Origin of the sequence: Clostridium sp. HGF2 (assembly GCF_964240115.1) — a bacterium.
Taxonomy (GTDB): domain Bacteria; phylum Bacillota_I; class Bacilli_A; order Erysipelotrichales; family Erysipelotrichaceae; genus Clostridium_AQ; species Clostridium_AQ innocuum.
Genome location: NZ_CAXSSO010000007.1, coordinates 93,136 through 109,388 on the forward strand (window position 1 = coordinate 93,136; position 16,253 = coordinate 109,388).

18 protein-coding genes are annotated in these 16,253 nt (G+C 44.0%); 17 read left to right on the forward strand and 1 reads right to left on the reverse strand.

Annotation, left to right across the window (positions count from 1 at the left end; genetic code table 11):
- The first annotated feature begins 142 nt into the window (after positions 1-142).
- The 14 genes from ACESPQ_RS13175 to ACESPQ_RS13240 all read left to right on the forward strand — a co-directional run bounded on the left by ACESPQ_RS13175 (position 143) and on the right by ACESPQ_RS13240 (position 11,914).
- A complete protein-coding gene (locus ACESPQ_RS13175; protein WP_373144464.1) occupies positions 143-1,207 on the forward strand; it encodes a hypothetical protein in 1,065 nt (354 codons plus the stop codon).
- Positions 1,208-1,262: 55 nt separating this feature from the next.
- Positions 1,263-2,846 carry an InlB B-repeat-containing protein gene (locus ACESPQ_RS13180; protein WP_109770335.1) on the forward strand — a complete coding sequence of 528 codons (1,584 nt, stop codon included), beginning with the start codon at positions 1,263-1,265 and terminating at the stop codon, positions 2,844-2,846.
- A 2-nt stretch (positions 2,847-2,848) separates the two neighbouring features.
- The gene (locus tag ACESPQ_RS13185; RefSeq protein WP_109770334.1) at positions 2,849-3,226 is read left to right on the forward strand and encodes a hypothetical protein; all 378 of its coding nucleotides are present in this window, start codon (positions 2,849-2,851) and stop codon (positions 3,224-3,226) included.
- Between the two features lie 88 nt (positions 3,227-3,314).
- On the forward strand, positions 3,315-3,470 hold the full coding sequence (locus ACESPQ_RS13190) for a hypothetical protein (RefSeq protein WP_002608656.1): 156 nt from the start codon (positions 3,315-3,317) through the stop codon (positions 3,468-3,470).
- Between the two features lies 1 nt (position 3,471).
- Positions 3,472-4,497 (forward strand): ATPase, T2SS/T4P/T4SS family, encoded by a 1,026-nt coding sequence (locus ACESPQ_RS13195; protein WP_109770333.1) that lies wholly within the window; start codon positions 3,472-3,474, stop codon positions 4,495-4,497.
- Positions 4,484-5,266: a hypothetical protein gene (locus ACESPQ_RS13200; RefSeq protein WP_002608658.1), complete on the forward strand. Its 783-nt coding sequence runs from the start codon at positions 4,484-4,486 to the stop codon at positions 5,264-5,266. The genes ACESPQ_RS13195 and ACESPQ_RS13200 overlap by 14 nt, the downstream gene beginning before the upstream one ends.
- Positions 5,267-5,959: a hypothetical protein gene (locus ACESPQ_RS13205; protein WP_373144465.1), complete on the forward strand. Its 693-nt coding sequence runs from the start codon at positions 5,267-5,269 to the stop codon at positions 5,957-5,959.
- 114 nt (positions 5,960-6,073) lie between these two features.
- Complete coding sequence (locus tag ACESPQ_RS13210; protein WP_002608661.1) at positions 6,074-6,202, forward strand: hypothetical protein; 129 nt, start codon at positions 6,074-6,076, stop codon at positions 6,200-6,202.
- Positions 6,202-6,600: an immunoglobulin-like domain-containing protein gene (locus tag ACESPQ_RS13215; protein WP_008819401.1), complete on the forward strand. Its 399-nt coding sequence runs from the start codon at positions 6,202-6,204 to the stop codon at positions 6,598-6,600. The genes ACESPQ_RS13210 and ACESPQ_RS13215 overlap by 1 nt, the downstream gene beginning before the upstream one ends.
- Before the next feature lie 9 nt (positions 6,601-6,609).
- Positions 6,610-6,930 (forward strand): hypothetical protein, encoded by a 321-nt coding sequence (locus ACESPQ_RS13220; protein ID WP_373144466.1) that lies wholly within the window; start codon positions 6,610-6,612, stop codon positions 6,928-6,930.
- Positions 6,931-7,006: 76 nt separating this feature from the next.
- Positions 7,007-7,912 (forward strand): ROK family protein, encoded by a 906-nt coding sequence (locus tag ACESPQ_RS13225; protein ID WP_002608664.1) that lies wholly within the window; start codon positions 7,007-7,009, stop codon positions 7,910-7,912.
- 4 nt (positions 7,913-7,916) lie between these two features.
- A complete protein-coding gene (locus tag ACESPQ_RS13230; protein WP_373144467.1) occupies positions 7,917-9,149 on the forward strand; it encodes an aminopeptidase in 1,233 nt (410 codons plus the stop codon).
- Positions 9,150-9,292: 143 nt separating this feature from the next.
- Positions 9,293-9,844: a LemA family protein gene (locus ACESPQ_RS13235; RefSeq protein ID WP_008727570.1), complete on the forward strand. Its 552-nt coding sequence runs from the start codon at positions 9,293-9,295 to the stop codon at positions 9,842-9,844.
- A gap of 165 nt (positions 9,845-10,009) precedes the next feature.
- Complete coding sequence (locus tag ACESPQ_RS13240) at positions 10,010-11,914, forward strand: DUF2207 domain-containing protein (RefSeq protein WP_373144468.1); 1,905 nt, start codon at positions 10,010-10,012, stop codon at positions 11,912-11,914.
- 73 nt (positions 11,915-11,987) lie between these two features.
- On the opposite strand, the gene ACESPQ_RS13245 is transcribed toward ACESPQ_RS13240, so the two are convergent.
- A complete protein-coding gene (locus ACESPQ_RS13245) occupies positions 11,988-12,614 on the reverse strand; it encodes a recombinase family protein (protein WP_008727571.1) in 627 nt (208 codons plus the stop codon).
- 453 nt (positions 12,615-13,067) lie between these two features.
- Between ACESPQ_RS13245 and ACESPQ_RS13250 the strand changes: the two genes are divergently transcribed.
- The 3 genes from ACESPQ_RS13250 to ACESPQ_RS13260 are packed head-to-tail and all read left to right on the forward strand — an operon-like array spanning position 13,068 to position 16,253.
- Entirely contained in the window at positions 13,068-13,592 is a 525-nt protein-coding gene (locus tag ACESPQ_RS13250; RefSeq protein WP_002608669.1) for a GNAT family N-acetyltransferase, read from the forward strand.
- Complete coding sequence (thrS, locus tag ACESPQ_RS13255) at positions 13,585-15,318, forward strand: threonine--tRNA ligase (protein WP_002608670.1); 1,734 nt, start codon at positions 13,585-13,587, stop codon at positions 15,316-15,318. The genes ACESPQ_RS13250 and thrS overlap by 8 nt, the downstream gene beginning before the upstream one ends.
- The gene (locus ACESPQ_RS13260) at positions 15,318-16,253 is read left to right on the forward strand and encodes a hypothetical protein (RefSeq protein WP_002608671.1); all 936 of its coding nucleotides are present in this window, start codon (positions 15,318-15,320) and stop codon (positions 16,251-16,253) included. Before thrS ends, ACESPQ_RS13260 begins: the two co-directional genes overlap by 1 nt.

Below are 16,253 nucleotides of genomic sequence, written 5' to 3' on the forward strand. Positions count from 1 at the left end.
ATACTAATGTAAAGAATTGAAGGAAACATGAGCCTGTCGTGTTTCTTTTTTTTGAAAGGAGGTTGTAAGAATAAAAGCGGTATTGCGTCTCATGAAATCTATAGTATAATGATTACGTGGGAATGAAATGGAGGAAGAAGATATGAAGAAGAGTTTTTTTTCAGCAGGCTTGCTGACGACACTGTTGCTTATGGGCTGTTCATCCACGCCGGTATTAAAAAGCGGGGAGATTGAAATACCTGTGCATAAGGAACTGGATTTGTCTGCGTCCTGCTTTTTTGATTCCGTTGACAAGACAGATAAGGTGACGGTAAAAAGCGGGAATCTGGATATTCAAAAGCTGGGAACTTATTCAATCACCATTGCTTACGGAAATGAGGATTATAAGCTGAAGGTGAAGGTTGTTGATAAAGAAAGGCCGATTCTGAAATGGAAAAAGAAGCGTTTGATTTTCAAGCTGGGTTCAAATCTTGATAAAGTGAATGATGCCATTCGCGATAATGCCGTTATCACGGATAACTATGATAAGAAGTTTCAATCGTTCGCTGGACTCAAGCGGATTCCAGAGTCTGATAAAGAAGTCGTTTTCGATGTGCAGGTTAAGGATAGCAGCGGCAATCTGTCAGAGAAAAACAGTCTGCTTGTGCAGTTTACAAGCGATGGTAAGGAGAAATCAGGGTTAAAGCAGGAGCATGCTTCCGCAGAGGTTTCCATCGATACGGGAAAAGCAGCAAAAAAGGATACAAAAAAGAAAGAGAAAAAGAAGGATAACAAAAAGAGTGAAAAGGCTTCAGAAAGTAAGGGTGCAGATAAAACAGATACAGAAACAAAAGTGCAGCAGCCTGAACAGAGCCAGGCATCATCTTCTACATCAGGTAACCAGAGCAGTGATAAACCGAAGGATGCGAATCCAAAGCCGGATTCATCGCAAGCAACAAGCGGTAATGCTGCGGAGAAGGAGCCTGTGTATCCGCCTGAAAAAGAGAAACCAGTAATGACAGTGAGTAACTTCCCTAGTTATCTGCTCGGAAATAGTGGACGTGTTTTTGCAACGTATGATGAGGCATATGCATGGGCGAATGAACAGGTAAAGTTAGAAGGGGGTCCATGGTATGGTTATTATATGGAAATAGGACAACCATTCGATGGTGATTATGCAAATGCAGGTGATGGAACAACACCTTGGACTATAGAATTTTTCAAATAGAAAGTAAAGGATGTTCATATGAACTCCTTTTTATTTTGAAAGGCAGGAGGCAAACATGAAAAAAAAGCATTTTTTAAAGATGATGATACTGCTGATTCTATGTATGAGTATAATTCCCATGAATTTAACAGAAATGAATGCAGCAGCTTTATCGAAGAAAGATTTTGTCCCAAAGAGTCAGAATGAAAAAATAATTGGGCATACAGCTATGGGAAGCTGGAATAATGGTAATTTTTTTGAAACAGTTACTTACGAATTAGTTGGCTTTGACGATGAGGCTATGACAATGAAATACCGGTTTCGATATTACATAACACATAAGGGAAATGCTGGTTCCTATATTTATCAAAAAGTACCTGTCGGTGTTTTCCTAGATAATAAAAAGGTTGCAACCTTTTCCAGCTGGATTGATAAGCATATAGCAAACAAAACACAGCTGTGCGGAGAAAAAACAGTAACCATAAAATCAGGAACACATGTCGTTGAGCTTCGTGATATTAAGGACGGAGCATTAACCGTTGTGAATGTGACCAAATCCATCAATATTCCTCTGCCATCCTATTCGGTCAAATTTCTTGATGATGACGGTACGGTATTGAAGACACAAACAGTGGAGAGGTATAAGAGCGCAACAGCTCCGAAGGTATCCAATAAAACAGATAAGACGTTTACCGGATGGGACAAGCCCTTTCAAAATGTCCGTGAGGATTTGGTGATAACAGCCCAATATGCTACCAACACCTATACTGTGAATTTTTTGGATTGGGATGGGCGTGTGTTGAAAACACAAGCGGTTTCACATGGCGGAAATGCATCTCCGCCGTCCTCGCCGACCAGAGAAGGATATATTTTTCAGGGATGGAAGGGCGATTATACCAATGTTACGGGAAACAGAACCATTACTGCCTCCTACAAAATACGGACCTTCACTGTTACCTTTGATTCCAATGGAGGCTCTTTTGTTGCATCTCAGACCATCACTTATGGAGATAAAGCAGGTACGCCAGCTGATCCAGTAAAAAAGAATAATAAATTTATGGGCTGGTATACGGCTGCAGGTGTGAGGTACGACTTCCGGCAGCCTGTGAAGAACTCTATGACGCTGTATGCCTATTGGGATGAGGAACCGGTAATCACTGCACAGGATATCCATATCTTTGAGGACTTGTATTCGGTGCAGGAATGGCAGCGGATACGCCTGGAACGGGCGAAGGCACAGGATAAGGAGGATGGTGATATCAGCGCACGGCTGACAGTTCTCAAAGATACGACGAATCTGAAAAAGCAGGGAACCTATGAGTTAACCTATGAAGTAAAAGACAGCGCAGGAAACCGTTCCGAAAAAAATATCAAGGTTATCGTTCTGGATAAACGTGCACAAGAGGATCGCTCCAGAAAATATATTCGCTCAATATCCGCCAGCCATATTCAGACACTGCATCCGGACAGCTATTGGAGAGCGACAACACAATTTCAAAGGCTGACACAGTCCCTGCAGAAAACCTCAGCGCAGGCAGAGTGCACCTGGCATCTCACGGCAGAGGATATTGCGAAAATCCGCAGGTTCAATGCAGCGCACGGGTATTCAACGCAGGAGAACAAGGCGTTTCTGGAAGAATTTTCATATCTTAGGAGGTGAGTATGAAATCCGTTATCAAATATAGTATTTTGTTGATTTGCTTTTCTGTCTCTATTCTGCTTGTGATGGATATCAATTCCATATCACAGAGAAAAAGTGAGATGGAGGATGCCGCAGAAATCAGTATGCGAAACTCGCTAAAGGCGGTAGGAATCCATAAAATGTATGCTGTGGATGAATCCGGCATGGAGGCTGAGCTTTTGCGTGAATTTGCATCCAATATTAATTCGGATACGGATTACACCCTGCGAATTATGGATATCAGCAGGGATGGATTACTGGATGTTGAGCTGATCGCAGACTTTGTTCATATGAATGGAGTCAGAGATCAGCGCAGGCTGCGAAAAACTATGATTATTGAAGCATATGATCTCCCCTAATCATATGCAGGTTATGTCTTCCTGTCAAAAAGCGCGCACATAGTAATGTGCTTTTTTTGTGGCAACCCCACGGAAAGGATAAATGAAAATGGAAAATGCACCTAAAATAGCTGTTCTTGTTGTACTGGCACTCGTTGTTGGAAGTATCTTTATCGCTACAAGCAAGGAATACTCAAAAAGTGTTTCTGATAAAACCGTAGAGCAGACAAATAACCTATTCAATTCAACCGGAGCAGGCAGCTAATATGGCATTTGATTTTGGAATTCTGCAGCCATTTGTAAATGATGCGATGATTACGGACATTGACAGTAACGGAAAAACAGTTTATACAACACATGTGCAGAAAGGTAAAAGCAGAGCAGCACTTTTGGAGCCTGGCTATCTGGAGCAGCTGTTGAACAGACTTTGCAATTCCGGAGCAATTAATGATCAGTTTAATTATGAGCATCCGAAGCTGGATGGTGAGATAGATGGCTTGCGCATACATGCGACACATCAGTCTTTCTCCACATCCGGGTTTACATTGAGCATAAGAAAAAATCCGGTAGAGCTCGTGATTACGCCAAAGACGGCAAAAAAAACGAAATACTGCAGCTCTGCGATATTTGATTTTCTGCGGGCCTGTGTAATTGCAAGGATGAGCGTGATTTTCGGAGGTGAGGTAGGAACCGGAAAAACACAGCTGATGAAAACAATGCTGAGTATGTGTGATGATCAGGCGAGTATCGTTCTGCTTAGTGACATTGATGAAATGCGTATGCTCGAATTGTATCCGCAGCGCAATATCCGACAGTATATCATAAATGATATCATGTCATATACTGCGGCAACCTCGTGTATTCTGCGTGACAATGCAGATTATGTCTGCTTTCAGGAGGTTCGTGATGAGGCTGTGGATGATCTTTTTCTGGTGCTTAGCAGTTCGGCAAGAGTAACGGCAACGCTGCATGTAAAGGATGCTCTGTTAATGCCGCAGCGCATGATACAGCTTTCTTCAAACAAGAATGATCATCATCTGCTTTCTACCATACACGACTATATTCAGGTATGCATCACCCCCTGCAGAGTCATGCGAAACGGAAGGCTGCGCCGTTATATCGGACAGATTGCTCTGTTTTGGAATGATGCAGACAGAGTACCGCAGAAATGTCTTCTCTATGAACAAAGAGAGGAACAGGCAATTCGATATGCGATGCCGGAGTATTTTAAAAAGTATTTTGCAAATCAGAATATTCAGCTGGATTGGAGGGAAGGTATTGAAAACCTATAGCTTTACAAAGAAGCCGCTGATAGAAACCTATGGCTGTGCTTATTCCAAAAGGGATCTTTTGCTTACCATCGGCGGTGCCTGTTTATGTGTGGGGGCAATCTGTTATATGCAAAGGCTGCAGCTGCTGTATACATGTGTGGTAATCGCAACGTTAATGCTGCTGCTACCGGCAGTGATCTCCTCTTATTTTATCTATCAAAGTGAGAAAAAACGCTTTGAGGAATACTGTCATTACTTTGAAGGAATGCGCATGTATTTCAAGGTATACGGAAAGTTAAATACAGCGCTGAAGGAAACCTGCAATCTGTTTGCGGATGATTCGCAAATGTCCGTGTGCATTCATCGTGCAGTTATGGAAATCGAAGACAGCGGAGAGTATGCCAAAGCACTTGGCTACATAGAGGAGTCCTACGAAAATACCTATTTGAAGCGACTGCACTCACTGCTCATAACCGGAGAGAAGCAGGGTGGGGATTCTGTCTATTACAATTTGGATTTGATTGATTACGATGGCTGGAAAAACAGCATGCTTATGTTTCAGAAAAAGAAAAAATCTGCCAAATATATGTTTTTCCTCATGACGGTACTTTCCTTTGCCATCAGTGTATACTCCGTACTTGCCTATCAGGATGCGCAGGTGCAGGCAGGCATTATTGAAAATGCGCAGTATCAGCTTTTTACATTTCTTGAGCTTGAGATACTGATGCTTTTGTTTCTGGTGGTTTATATGTCGCTGGTGAATAAGAAATGGCTGAGGAGGGATGAATAAATGAATCAGGTTATGCAATGGATGACACATGATACGACGCGATACGGCTATCTGCTTGAACATAAAGAGGAATGGCGTTATTCGCTCATACGCTTTGCTTTCATGCTTTTTATGGGACCGATAGGGGTGCTGCTGACGGTTATAAAACGCTCTTCGCTTCCTGTCTGTATAGTTTGTGCCGTAGGCTTTACCTATGGCGGCTATAAGCTGCCCTGGCTGTGGCTCAGGCTTCGACACAATCAGCGCTGCAGACAGATCAGTGATGCCATCATTCTTTGGGTTAACACGATATATGCATTGATTGGAGAAAACAATATTTATAATGCAATCTCACTCTCCTATGCTTCTGCACCGGAAATTCTCAAACCGGATCTGGAGTGCTTCATACAGCAGATTACGCTGGATCATTCCGATAAAGACGCTTATCTAAATTTTCTATCCATGTATGAAATCGATGGATTTCGGGATATCATGATGAAGCTGTATGAATATCGCAGTCTTTCGAAGGATAAATTGAAATATGAGATAGCAGCACTTACAAAAGCCCTTTCGAGGATTGAAAGGGATAAGCGCGAGCGACGTTATCGCAGCGAGCTCTTTACAGCCGATACGCTGACAATGATCATGATGAGTGTTCCCTGTATGTATATGTTTTTTGTATCTTTGATTTTATCCCAGCTGATCATGAGCTGATGGAACATGCGACAGAAACGGCTGTTGAGGTCGTAGTGATGCTGCTTTGTGCAAGTGCCATGCTTACGGTATTCTATTATCTGTTTACGTCCATGCCGCTGCTGGGAGTTTAGTATGGATACGACAGTAAAAGAAAGTGTGGAACTGATGGTAGAACTGATTTGTGCTTTTTCTGTTATGGCAATGCTGTCTCTTGCAATGTACACGGATGTCATCAGCAGACTGCTGGAGAGGCTGTTCTAATGGAAAATGCAGTCAGAATCAGCGTACCCGTCTGGGTTACGATTCTGATCATTACGGTCGTTTTTTCCGCATTCGGGGGATGGAGCCTGAGTGCAAAGACCTATATGGAACAGGAAAGTAAACAGATGGAGAATACGCAGCTGCACATCAATCAGATGCTGCTGGAGCATTCCTTTCCACAGATACTTGCACAGAATCAGCGCATACCGCAGGGCAGCAGCTATCAGATCAGGGAACATGTGAGGGCGATTGACCATATGGATGGTGATATCAGTGAAAAGCTGGAATTTTACGGGCAGGTAAACCCGATGAAAAAGGGAGTGTATACGGTTCGATGTGTCGTCCGTAATTCCCTGGGAATGAAGAGTGTGAAGCACATTCAGGTGTTGGTGGATTAAGGAGGTATTATGAAAATTAGTATCACAAGTGCATTATCAATGATATTTCTAACCTTTGTTTGTGTTTTGTTTATCAACGTGATGTCAGCACAGATGCAGATTGCCAAGCTCAATGATTTTCATTACGGAGTTGTTCATGAACTGGAAAGCAGTGATTTTTCGCCTGCAGTTATCGATCAGCTGACACATGCGGCAAATTACGATGTCCGTATTGAAAACAGGGGGGTGAAGGATGATTTGCGAATTTATCAGATCATAACCTCCGGCAGTGTCTGCATGCCGTTTTTTCATTACGAAAAAACATATGTGAAGGAGAGCAGTGCACGCTGAGAAATTTGTTATATTTAAGGAAAAGCTCCTTCAGATATGATACAATATAGACAAGTCTTAAAGGAGGAGCTTTTTTATGAAAACGTATATTGGTGTTGATTTGGGCGGTACAAACGTCAGAGTGGCAAAAGTTGATGAAACAGGTGCCATCCTGCAAATTGTAAAGGAACCTACTGAAATCGGCAAAGGTGTGGAGCAGGTAGTTAGTAAAATCATATCCATGATCGAACGTATTGAAGGATATGAAGCAGTTGCCGGTATTGGCATGGGTGTGCCGGGTCCTGTAGACACGAAAAACGGCAAGATGATTCTGGCTACCAATCTGCCGGGATTTGAGGGGTATCCAATCGCCTCCAGAATTGAAGAGCATTTCCACGTACCGACATTCCTGGATAATGATGTGAATGTTGCCGGTATGGGAGAGGCACTGCAGGGGGCTGGAAAAGGAAAAGATATCGTTTACTATGTTACGATCTCCACGGGCATTGGCGGTGCTCTGGTTGTCAATCAGAAGGTGATCGCCGGAAGAAACGGACATGCCGGGGAAATTGCCAATCTGATTATTGACAGAAACCGTGAGAAGGTGAATTATCTGAATGTCGGAGCCGTAGAAAATGAAGCAAGCGGTACGGCGATTACCCGTAAGGGAAAAGCGGCGTTTGGTGAAGATGCTGTTCAGCATGCCGGTGATGTGTTTGATCTGGCGCGCAAGGGAAATGCCAAGGCATTGGAAATCTGTGATGCGGTGGCGTATGATCTGGCAGTGATGTTTTCCCAGATTGCGCACGTTGTGGATCCGGAGGTCTTTGTCGTTGGTGGCGGTGTTATGAAGGGCAAGGATGTATTCTTCGATAAGATGGAGAATTATTTCCGTAATATGATTCATAAGGGAATGCAGACTGTGGTGTTTATGGAGGCTGAGCTGGATGAACCGGGGATTATTGGTGCAGCTATGCTGCCGATGGCATACGTAAAGGAGTAGGAAAATGGATGCACGTTTACAGAAATATGCAAAGCTTGCGGTGCGCAAGGGTGTTAACCTGCAAAAGGGACAGACGCTGATTATCAATACCTCCGTGGAAGCGCTGGAGATGACACGCGCCTGTGTGGAAGAAGCATATCAGGCAGGGGCAAAGGAGGTACTCGTTTTCTATAAGGATGATTACGTTTCCAAGCAGCATTATCAGTATCAGGACGAGGAAACCCTGTGTACAGTACGGCCCTGGCAGATCGACTGCAAACTGGATTATATGAAAGAAGGAGCCTGCATTCTGCATATCATCAGTGATATTCCCGGCATTTTAAAGGATGCGGATGCTGAAAAAATCAGCAAGGCACGTCTGGCCATGGCGAAGGCGGGAAAAGAACTGCAGTCATATACCATGATGAATAAAACACAGTGGTGCATCGTCGCGGCTCCGAATAGGGAATGGGCGAATCTGGTTTTCCCTGAATTCGAGGGCGAAGAGGCTGCTGTAGAGGAACTGTGGGATCGAATCCTCATTGCTGTACATGTTGAGGCAGAGAATGATCCAATTCAGGAATGGATCGATCTGCAGGAAAATTTTGCACGCAGGGAGCAGATCTTAAATACGCATCGCTTCCAGAAGCTGCATTTTGAAAATGCAGGGGGTACGGATTTATGGGTAGAGCTTGTTAAAAATCACCTGTGGGCCGGAGGAAGTGAAAAAACAGTAGCCGGTGTAGAGTTTAATCCAAACATGCCAACGGAGGAAATTTTTACGATGCCGAAGAAAACCGGGGTAAATGGCAAGGTGTTTGCCACAAAGCCGCTGGATTATAACGGAACGCTGATTGAGGATTTCTGGTTTCTCTTTCAGGATGGAAAGGTTATTGATTTTGGCGCCGAGAAGGGATATGACACACTGTCCTCGCTCGTTCATTTCGATGAGGGAAGCTGTTATCTAGGTGAGGTTGCTCTGGTGCCTTACGAATCTCCAATCAGTAAGAGCGGTATTCTGTTTCTGAATACGCTGTTTGATGAAAATGCCTCCTGTCACCTAGCATTGGGAGATGCGTATCCGATGAATGTCGCAGGTGGTGTCGATATGAGTGAGGAACAGCTGAAGGAAGCAGGGGCCAATCATTCCATGACCCACGTGGATTTCATGTTTGGCAGTCCGCATATGAAAATAACCGGAGTTTGTGAAGACGGGTGCGAGGTAGCCGTCTTTGAACAGGGGAATTTTGTATTCTAGACCGGGGTTTCCGGTCTTTTTTCTATCTGCGTTTTGTATAGCGAGGAAGAGGAGCTTTTATGGAAATACGCCGTGAGAAAAGAATTTCTGGTGAAGCTATGTCTTCTATGGTATAATCTAGCTAATAAAAGGAGGGAATATCTATGATAATGATTATTATTGCTGTTGTAGTCGTACTCATTCTGCTATGGGTTATTTCAACCTATAATAAATTTGTAAAGCTGCAGAATAAAGTGGAAGAGGCGTTTTCTACGATGGATGTATACCTGAAAAAGCGCTATGATTTGATTCCGAATTTGGTGGAAACCATCAAGGGCTATACAAAGCATGAATCAGAGACACTGGAAAGGGTTATCAGTGCGCGAAATCTTGCTGTAAATGCGCAGTCATTGGATGAAAAAATCAAATCCGAGAAGAATTTTCAGTCTATGCTGGGGCCTTTGTATGCCATCAGTGAGCAGTATCCGAACCTAAAGGCGGATCAGCATTTTACACAGCTGCAGAACGAGCTGCAAAATATCGAATCTGAAATTGCAAATTCACGTAAATACTATAATGCAGTATGTGTGAAATTCAACAATCTTGTGGAAATGTTCCCAAGCAATCTGCTTGCCGGCATGTTCCATAAGACGAAGAAGCCGCTGTATGAAATCGAGGATGCTGCCCAGCGTGAAAACGTAAAGGTACAGTTTTAAAGGGATAGCACAGCTATTCCTTTTTATCCTTTGAAAAATAAGGCGGTATCCGGCTGCATAGTATGTGCAACAGCTGAAGGCAGATGCACAACTGTGAGCTGAAAAGCGGCATAAAGGCGCGCTTGGAAAAACATGCAACAACATGTTCTTATGAGGGAAACAACAATGAAAAAAATTAAACGATGGATTGCGGTCTGCTGTTTGCTGTTTGCGGCAACGCTTATACCGATGGATGCGCAGGAGGCTTTCATTATTGATGATCTGCATGTGTCTATGGAGGTACATGAGGATGGTGGTATTGACATTACAGAAACCTATGTGCTGAATTTTACAGAAGCAAAGCATGGATTTTTTCGTAATATCCCAACCTCCTATGATATGGAGTGGTCTGTGGATGGAAAGCTGGAAAAGAAGAGCTATTATTTTCCGGTCAGTGAAGTAACCTGTAACCGAACCTGCTCTCTTGAGGGCAACGCTGATGCGGTGGTTGTTAAGCTCGGTGATCCGGATAAGACGGTATACGGGGAACAGAAGTATGAGATTTCTTATCATGTAAAGACGAAGGATCTGGATTTGAGTAACCATGCGCAGGCATTGTATTGGAATCTTGCATCCGGCTTTGATACTCAGATTCGTCATTTGTCCTATGACATAAAAATGCCGAAGGCTTTTGATGAAAATGCGGTGTTTACCTACAGCGGGGCTTTCGGGGAAACGACAACGAACCTCACACATGAGGTGGATCAGCTGCATATCAAGGGAGAAACCGGCAGGCTTCTTTTGTCCAATGAAAGTGCAACCATAAAGGTTAATCTGCCAAACGGATATTTTATCTATCCAAAACCGAAGGATTATTCCATACCGGTGAGTATAGCGTCCGGCATACTGCTGTTGGCGGCTCTTTCGCTGTTCTGGAAATACGGACGGGATGATGAGATCATCGCGACGGTTGAATTTAAAGCACCGGATGGTCTGGACAGTGCCGGTGTGGGTTATGTGATCGATAATACCGTAGAAAATAAGGATATTCTGTCTCTGATCATCGACTGGGCAAATCGCGGCTTCATAAAAATATATGATGAAAAGGACGGATTTCAGCTGGAGAAGCTAAAGGATATGACGAAAGAGAACAGTCATGCCTATGAACGTGCATTTTTTGATTCTATATTTCTTTATGAAACCATCGTCAGGGAAGAGGGAATGAAGAATGAAGAAGTGCGTAGAGGGCTTGCCAGTGCCAAAAGCATGCTGCGGAATTATTTTAACAAAGATCCCAAGAAACGCATATTTACGAATACCTCTGTGGTACTTCAAGTGATTATGATCCTATTGATTGGCCTTCCGGGCTTGCTGTTATCCTTCTTCAGTGCAAAGGCCAAGTACGAAATGAATTTATTCGCAATTCCCTATGTTATTCCATCCGTGCTACTGATGGCATCCTGTATCCCATGGATTATTATCATGCGTAAGCGTTATGTAATGAAGAAGCCGACTTTTGTGCTGGTTATGTGCCTTATGGTCTTTCTGAATGGAATTCTGATTGCCGTGAATGCTGTTTTGCAGTTGCTGGTAGGCGGAAGTATGTGGGCGGTACTGCTTCATGCCGTCATTACCATTTTACTGATTCTGATCATGATATTCATGGACAAGCGCAGTGAGCAGGGCACGCGCTGGCTGGGACAGATTCTCGGTCTGAAGGATTTTATCCTAACCTGTGAGAAGGACCGTCTGGAGCTTCTTGCAAAGGATGATCCCTATGCATTTTTCTCCATTCTTCCTTACGCGTATGTTCTTGGTGTAAGTGATGTTTGGGTTAAAAAATTCGAAACAATTGCGGTGGCAGCACCAAACTGGTATCAGGGCTATGATTCCACAGGTGTTTTTACCACTATGCTGTGGTGGAATCATTTCCATTACTGCTTTCATGATATTTCAGCTGCAGCTACATACGTTCCGGCACCAAAAGGCGGCAGCGGCGGAGGTAGCTTTGGCGGTTTTGGCGGTGGAGGCTTCTCTGGAGGCGGTTTCTCCGGTGGAGGCTTTGGCGGCGGAGGCGGCGGAAGCTGGTAAGCCTATCAAAAAAACAAGTCCTTGCGTTTCACGGACTTGTTTTCTTTTCCCTTTTCCTTGTTACGCAAAGCTGCTATCTTGATGTCTCAGAATTCAGCTTACCGTCCTCCAGCTCCTTGACCTTCTTATAAAAGGTTGAATATTTCAAACCGGAAATAGCGATTGCCTCCTTGCTTTGCAGCTCCCCCTGCTGCCATAAATACACAATCTCCTCGAAGTCCTCCGGTAATGCGATTTTTGGCCGGCCGAACCGCACACCACGCATTTTCGCTGCACGGATTCCCTCAGCCTGTCGCTGATGGATATTCACACGCTCATTTTCCGCAACAAAGCTGAGCAGCTGCAATACGATATCCCCAATCAGAGTGCCAATCAGATCTTTTTTCTGATCAGTGTCAAGAAGCGGCATATCCAGAATTTTGATATCCACTTTTTTGTCCTTGGTTATGTATTTCCATTCCTGCAGAATCTCATTGTAGTTTCTGCCAAGACGATCGATACTTTTTACGACAAGCAGATCCCCCTGTTTCAGTTTCTTATAGACAAGCTTATGATACGCAGGCCGATTGAAATCTTTACCACTCAGTTTATCCATGTAAATATACTTTTTGTCAATTCCCATGTCCAATAATTCCAGATATTGTCTAGCTTCATTTTGGTCCTGACTGGAAACTCGGACATAACCATAAGTTTTTCTCATGTACATACTCCTTTCCATGCTCGTGAAAATTATACTAGACTTCAGTGGAAATTAAACTGTTAAAATTTACCAATTTGTAAGCGCAATACATAAAAGCTGTAAAATACGGAATATTTTGAAAGTATGTTTACAAATTCTGAATACTATTGTGAATTTGTTTTTATGGGAGAAGTATTTGACATATCGTCTGGAATGGTGTATAAAATAGACAGGAGTTAAATACGAGGAAAAGGACATGGGATCATTATTCTGATGCAGAGAGAAGGACGGCAGGTGAAAGTCCTTTGAAGGAATGCTGATCTTACTACCTTGGAGTAGCACCCGAAAGGGAAAGCCGCATGCCTGCGTTACGGGTTTGAGTGCATATGAGGAATCATATGAACAAAGGTGGTACCGCGTGTAAGACTGAACGTCCTTTGGATGCAGTCTTTTTTTGTTGAAGGAGATGATGATATGCAGCTTGTACTGGCACAAGTTTCTGACGCTGAAGCCCTGCAGCGTTATGAGGATGCCTGTAAGGATGCAGAGGAAACAGATGTTTTGCCGTTTCGCCTTCAGTATGCGGATATGTCTGCTTTTCTGAAGGCACAGACAGATTGGCATATCGGTGCAAATCTGCCAGAGGGTGTTGTTTCCAGCAGTCTGTATGTTGTCAGGCAGCATGGTGAAGTCGTTGCCACGCTTGTATTGCGGCATGAGCTCAATGCATATCTGAGAAAGTTTATCGGGCACATCGGATACCGCGTGCTTCCGGCATATCGCAGGCAGGGAATCGCCAAAGAGATGCTGAAGCAGGCAGTTGTACTTGCAAAAAGGGAATATGGACTGCAAGCGGTTATGGTCAGTTGTCGCGATGATAATATCGCATCGAAAAAAACGATTCTGCACGCTGGTGGATGCTGGGAACGAAGCTATCGCATACCGGAAACAAATGAATGCTACGATATATTCTGGATAGGAGGAAATGAATATGATTGATATTAAAGAGCATGAGGAATTAAGCAGGCTGAATCATTCCTGTGCACATATGATGGCACAGGCGGTAAAGCGTTTGTATCCACAGGCAAAATTCTGGGTAGGGCCGGTCATCAGTGAGGGCTTCTATTATGATATTGACCTGGGTGATGAAGTAATTAAGGAAGAGGATCTTGCGAAAATCGAAAAGGAAATGAAAAAGATTGCCAAGGACGGCAAGCGTATCGTACGAAAGGAGATTTCCAAGGAAGAGGCTTTGGAAATGTTCCAAGATGACCCCTACAAAATTGATCTGATCAGTGATCTGGAGGATGGTACAATCACCTGTTATCAGCAGGGGGAGTTCATTGACCTGTGTCGGGGACCACATGTCGATACAGTTAAGCAGTTGAAAAATTTCAAGCTGCTGAAGCATTCCGGTGCCTACTGGAAGGGAGATGCCAGCAATAAGATGCTGCAGAGAATCTACGGTATCTGTTTCCCGACAGCTGAGGAGCTTGAGGAGCATCTGCATCTGCTGGAGGAAGCGAAAAAGCGTGATCACAAAAAGCTGGGAAGAGAGCTTGGATTGTTCATGATGAGCGAATTCGCTCCAGGTATGCCATTTTTCCTGCCAAACGGAATGATTATCCGCAATCTGCTGGAAAACTTCTGGTATGAAGAGCACACAAAGGAAAACTATCAGTTTATCAAAACACCAATCATGATGAGCAAAGAGCTGTGGGAAGTGAGTGGTCACTGGGAAAATTATAAAGAGAACATGTATACGACCATGGTTGATGATCGTGAATTCGCAATCAAACCGATGAATTGCCCGGGTTCTTTGCTGGTGTTTAAGAACGGGCTGCATTCCTATAAGGATCTCCCATTGCGAATGGGAGAGCTCGGACAGGTGCACCGTCATGAGGCAAGCGGCGCATTAAACGGATTGTTCCGCGTCCGTACATTTACACAGGATGATGCACATATCTTTATGCGTCCCGATCAGATTGAAAGCGAAGTTATGCAGCTGATTCAGTTTATCGACCGTGTATATTCGGTGTTCGGACTGAGCTATCGCATCGAGCTTTCTACACGTCCGGAAAAGAAATACATTGGAGATCTGGCGATTTGGGAGCAGAGTGAAAAAGCATTGGCAGATGCCTGCGTTCATGCAGGAAAGGATTATAAGGTGAATCCGGGAGATGGAGCATTCTATGGTCCGAAGCTGGATTTCCATATCAAGGATTCTCTGGGAAGAGAATGGCAGTGCGGTACCATTCAGCTGGACATGAATCTGCCGGAGCGATTTGATTTGACTTATGTTGAAAAAGACGGCTCCAAGGTACGTCCGGTCATGCTTCATCGCGTAATCTTCGGTTCCATTGAACGCTTTATCGGTATCCTGATTGAGCATTTCGCAGGACATTTCCCAGTATGGCTGGCACCGCAGCAGGTCAGTGTGGTTCCGGTTCATCATGAGAAGCATCTGGGATATGCAAATGAGGTACATGAGAAATTATGTGCACTTGGCTTCCGCAGTAAGCTGGATGCAAGAAACGAAAAACTGGGATACCGTATTCGTGAAGCACAGCTTTCCAAAATTCCGTACCAGCTTGTAATCGGTGACGGTGAAATTGAAAACCGAAGTGTTACACTGCGCCGTGCACAAAGCAGGGAATCTATAACGATGTCACTGGATGACTTCATTGCTATGATGGAGAATGCAGTGAAGGAGAAAAAACTGTAATGAAGCTGCTTAAGGGGGCGCTTGCAGCAATACTGGCTGTTTCGATGACAGCCTGTAGCACCCAGAGCAGCAAGCAGGAAGAAAAGAAATCTAAAAAAGAGGAGCCTATCAAAATTCTGGCGCCTATGGGAGCACCGTCTCTGTCCGTGCTTGGGCTTTACGGTAATCAGAACGTAACCATCGATACCGTTGACGGAACGGATGTATTGCGTGCACAGCTTGCGAAAAAGGATGGTGAGTATGATGCGATCATAGCTCCGATCAACCTGGGAGCAGCGCTGCTTTCCAAGGATAAGAGTGCGTATCTTCTGGACTCTGTCGTCACATGGGGCAATCTGTATATTATCGGAAGTGATGAAGCAGATTTACAGAAAGAGGGAATGTTTGCGGCCTTCGGTGAAAAGGCGGTTCCGCAGAAGGTATTGGAAAGCAGTATGGATATATCGTCGTTTACTCCTGAAATCCGTTATTTCAATTCTGCAAATGAAGTGCAGGCACAGCTGCTGAGTAAAAAGGCTACTGTTGGTCTTCTGGCAGAGCCTGCTGCTACTGCAACCATTGCAAAGGCGAAGGAAAAAGGAATTGAACTCAAGGTTTTGAAGGATCTGCAGAAGGAATATAAGGCAGCAAATAACATGGAGCAAAGCGGATATCCGCAGGCTGCATTGTTTATTAAGAAGGGCAGCGAGGAGAAGGTTGCCGCTTACAGAAAGGAAGCGGAGGCATTTGTGAAAAAGGCGGGTGACACCTCAATTGCCGGGGCTGTTGAAACCGCGACAGTGGAAAAGCTGGGAATTCCAAGTGTTCAGATTGCACAGAAAACATGGAAGCGTCAGAATATCCGGTTTGAAAAGGCAACAGATGTGCAAAAGGATATTGCATTGTTTCTGAAGCAGTTTGCCATCACATTAAAGGACTCTGCCTATACAAAATAA

Excerpts from the sequence above, each read along its gene's own strand:
- ACESPQ_RS13175 (WP_373144464.1), top strand. The coding sequence starts at position 143 with ATGAAGAAGAGTTTTTTTTCAGCAGGCTTGCTGACGACACTGTTGCTT.
- ACESPQ_RS13180 (WP_109770335.1), top strand. The coding sequence starts at position 1,263 with ATGAAAAAAAAGCATTTTTTAAAGATGATGATACTGCTGATTCTATGT.
- ACESPQ_RS13185 (WP_109770334.1), top strand. The coding sequence starts at position 2,849 with ATGAAATCCGTTATCAAATATAGTATTTTGTTGATTTGCTTTTCTGTC.
- ACESPQ_RS13190 (WP_002608656.1), top strand. The coding sequence starts at position 3,315 with ATGGAAAATGCACCTAAAATAGCTGTTCTTGTTGTACTGGCACTCGTT.
- ACESPQ_RS13195 (WP_109770333.1), top strand. The coding sequence starts at position 3,472 with ATGGCATTTGATTTTGGAATTCTGCAGCCATTTGTAAATGATGCGATG.
- ACESPQ_RS13205 (WP_373144465.1), top strand. The coding sequence starts at position 5,267 with ATGAATCAGGTTATGCAATGGATGACACATGATACGACGCGATACGGC.
- ACESPQ_RS13210 (WP_002608661.1), top strand. The coding sequence starts at position 6,074 with ATGGATACGACAGTAAAAGAAAGTGTGGAACTGATGGTAGAACTGATT.
- ACESPQ_RS13215 (WP_008819401.1), top strand. The coding sequence starts at position 6,202 with ATGGAAAATGCAGTCAGAATCAGCGTACCCGTCTGGGTTACGATTCTG.
- ACESPQ_RS13220 (WP_373144466.1), top strand. The coding sequence starts at position 6,610 with ATGAAAATTAGTATCACAAGTGCATTATCAATGATATTTCTAACCTTT.
- ACESPQ_RS13225 (WP_002608664.1), top strand. The coding sequence starts at position 7,007 with ATGAAAACGTATATTGGTGTTGATTTGGGCGGTACAAACGTCAGAGTG.
- ACESPQ_RS13230 (WP_373144467.1), top strand. The coding sequence starts at position 7,917 with ATGGATGCACGTTTACAGAAATATGCAAAGCTTGCGGTGCGCAAGGGT.
- ACESPQ_RS13235 (WP_008727570.1), top strand. The coding sequence starts at position 9,293 with ATGATAATGATTATTATTGCTGTTGTAGTCGTACTCATTCTGCTATGG.
- ACESPQ_RS13240 (WP_373144468.1), top strand. The coding sequence starts at position 10,010 with ATGAAAAAAATTAAACGATGGATTGCGGTCTGCTGTTTGCTGTTTGCG.
- ACESPQ_RS13245 (WP_008727571.1), bottom strand. The coding sequence starts at position 12,614 with ATGAGAAAAACTTATGGTTATGTCCGAGTTTCCAGTCAGGACCAAAAT.
- ACESPQ_RS13250 (WP_002608669.1), top strand. The coding sequence starts at position 13,068 with ATGCAGCTTGTACTGGCACAAGTTTCTGACGCTGAAGCCCTGCAGCGT.
- thrS (WP_002608670.1), top strand. The coding sequence starts at position 13,585 with ATGATTGATATTAAAGAGCATGAGGAATTAAGCAGGCTGAATCATTCC.
- ACESPQ_RS13260 (WP_002608671.1), top strand. The coding sequence starts at position 15,318 with ATGAAGCTGCTTAAGGGGGCGCTTGCAGCAATACTGGCTGTTTCGATG.